The following is a 2,397-nucleotide window of genomic DNA, read 5'->3' as shown; positions in this document are numbered from 1 at the left end:
GCCCATCCGGGCGATCTGACGTGAACCCAGTAAGGACCGCTCCTGGCACACCTGAGACGCTACGCTGAGGGCAGCAATCCTCACGGAACCAGACATTCCGAAAAGTGAATGGACTTACCTGCCTGACCCAGAGCCGTAATTCTTTCAGTTCAGAGGACAAGCATCCGGTCTTAGCCAGTGGATTGCCGCTCCCACAGACCGTCAGCTCTCCAAGTAGCGCAGGGCCTTCACGAGAAGCGAAAACGCGGCTGTGGGCTGCCGTCGGCTCGGATAATACAGGTGATAGCCTGGGAATGGAGGGCACCAGTCCTCTAGGACGCGGACCAACTTTCCGCTGTCGAGGTGAGGCTGTACTTGCCCCTCGGTCAGGTAGATCAGACCAAGCCCGGACAGCCCCGCCTCCAGAATCATCGTGCTGGTGTTAAATACGAACTGGCCATCGACGCGCACGTTCAACTCGTGCCGCCCTTTCTCGAACTCCCAGACATATACCCCCCCGTGCGTGGGCGTGCGAAGATTGATGCAATTGTGGTCGGTCAGATCTTTGGGTGTGCGCACCTTCCCGCGATTGGCGAAGTAGGCCGGGGAGCCGGCGACAGCCATGCGCAGGTCGGGGCCGATCCGAACAGCGATCATGTCTTTCGAGACAATATCACCGGGCCGCACACCAGCGTCGAACCGCTCGGCCGCTATGTCGGTGAGACCGTACTCGGTCGCGATCTCCACCCGGATGTCGGGATAGTCCTTGGCGAAGCCCTGGAGTGCGGGAAGCAGAATGGCGCTCGCGGCATATTCGGTCGCAGTCAGCCGGATGGTGCCTGCGGGTTTCTCGCGCAGCTCTGTGACTGCGCTCAGCTCCGCTTCGATCTCGTCGAGCTTGGGGGCGATACCTTGCAGCAACCGCTCGCCCGCCTCCGTCGTGCCGACGCTGCGGCTCGTGCGGATCAGCAGGCGCACGCCGAGCTTCGCTTCCAAGCCGCGCATGGCGTGGCTGAGCGCCGATTGTGACACGCCAAGCTTTGCCGCCGCGCGCGTAAAGCTGCGCTCGCGTGCGATGGCGACGAAAGCGGTCAGGTCGTCGATGCCAGCTTTCGGCATTGATGAGCATTCCTCATGGCTGCATGCCGCTAAATGGCCCTAATCGCTAGACGGCCAATATCGTATATCGTTTTGCAGGAACCAAGACCACGTTCGGCTGACGAAAGGAAAAGCGACATGACCATATTCCCGGTAGGTAGCCGTCCCTCGCAGAAGGGACCTGCCGCATACTTCACCGGCTCCGCCCGCATCGACATGCTGAATTCGCCGCCGGAACCCGCTCGCGCCTCCGCCGCACTCGTGACGTTCGAGCCGGGTGCGCGTAACAACTGGCACACTCATCCGCTCGGACAGACGCTGATCGTCGTCTCCGGCTGTGGCTGGACCCAGTTCGAGGGCGAGGAAAAGGTGGAGATCCGCGCCGGCGACGTGATCTGGTGTCCGCCCGGCCACAAGCACTGGCACGGAGCCACGGCGACCACCGCAATGTCGCACATCGCCATCACCGAGGCCCTCGACGGCTGCAACGCCGAATGGCTCGATCCGGTGACCGACGAGCAATACGACGCCGGCCCCACTCAGGGCTGATCACGTCCCACCACCAACACCAGCAATCAAGGAGCTATGAAATGGCTGAGAAATCCACCGCCGGGCAAGAGAACTACGGCGATTTCGCCCCCGCCTTCGGTGATTTTACCGATCGCGTATTGTTTGATGAGGCATGGAAGCGTCCCGACGTTTCTCCGCGTGATCGTAGTCTCATCACGATCAGTTGCCTCGTCGCGCTCTATCGGCACAACGAACTGCCGTATCACGTTAAGCTGGGTCTCCAAAACGGGCTCACGAAGGAAGAGATCGTCGAGACTGTAACGCATCTCGCCTTCTATGCTGGTTGGCCGGCCGCAAACACCGCTATTGCGGTCCTGCGCAAGGTGTTCGACGAGACGGGCAAATAAGCAATGGCCGGTGCCTGCTGCCGCTGGCGAGCAGGCACCGGCCATTAGTAAGGCCTATCCCATAAAGGGCCTTCCGGGAAATTCCACCTGAAGACTAGAAATGTCGCATATTGGCACACCTGAGACCAAAGCCCGAAGGCAGCAATCCTCATGGAACCGGACGTTCCTAAAGGACAGTCAATCTCGGCTCCTGACCCAGGCTGTGTCAAAACGCGGTTGGTGGTAGGATTGCCCGCTCTGTTTGGAGGATCCGATGAGGCGCTTTGTTGAAGGCGTGGATCGCAGCCAGACCACCCTATTTCCCGAAAGCCTGGAGGACTGGGTCAGCGACGATAACCCGGTGCGCGTCATCGACGCCTTTGTCGACGCACTCGAGTTGAGAGCTCTGGGCTTTGAAGGCATT

The 2,397-nt window shown here is 60.4% G+C and carries 3 protein-coding genes and 1 pseudogene; 3 read left to right on the top strand and 1 reads right to left on the bottom strand.

Annotated features, from left to right (window positions below; translation table 11 throughout):
- Positions 1-201 precede the first annotated feature (201 nt).
- Entirely contained in the window at positions 202-1,098 is an 897-nt protein-coding gene (locus ACXJKO_RS31295; protein ID WP_457094896.1) for a LysR family transcriptional regulator, read from the bottom strand.
- Between the two features lie 117 nt (positions 1,099-1,215).
- Here ACXJKO_RS31295 and ACXJKO_RS31290 point away from each other — a divergent pair, with 117 nt between their 5' ends.
- The 3 genes and pseudogenes from ACXJKO_RS31290 to ACXJKO_RS31280 all read left to right on the top strand — a co-directional run.
- Positions 1,216-1,626 (top strand): (R)-mandelonitrile lyase, encoded by a 411-nt coding sequence (locus ACXJKO_RS31290; protein ID WP_457094895.1) that lies wholly within the window; start codon positions 1,216-1,218, stop codon positions 1,624-1,626.
- 41 nt (positions 1,627-1,667) lie between these two features.
- A complete protein-coding gene (locus ACXJKO_RS31285; protein ID WP_457094894.1) occupies positions 1,668-1,994 on the top strand; it encodes a carboxymuconolactone decarboxylase family protein in 327 nt (108 codons plus the stop codon).
- Between the two features lie 253 nt (positions 1,995-2,247).
- A pseudogene (locus ACXJKO_RS31280) lies at positions 2,248-2,397 on the top strand (IS5/IS1182 family transposase); the annotation flags it as partial.

Source organism: Microvirga sp. P5_D2 (genome assembly GCF_054049475.1).
Note: the sequence above shows the minus strand (reverse complement) of the source record. Positions and strands in the feature narration are given on the sequence as shown.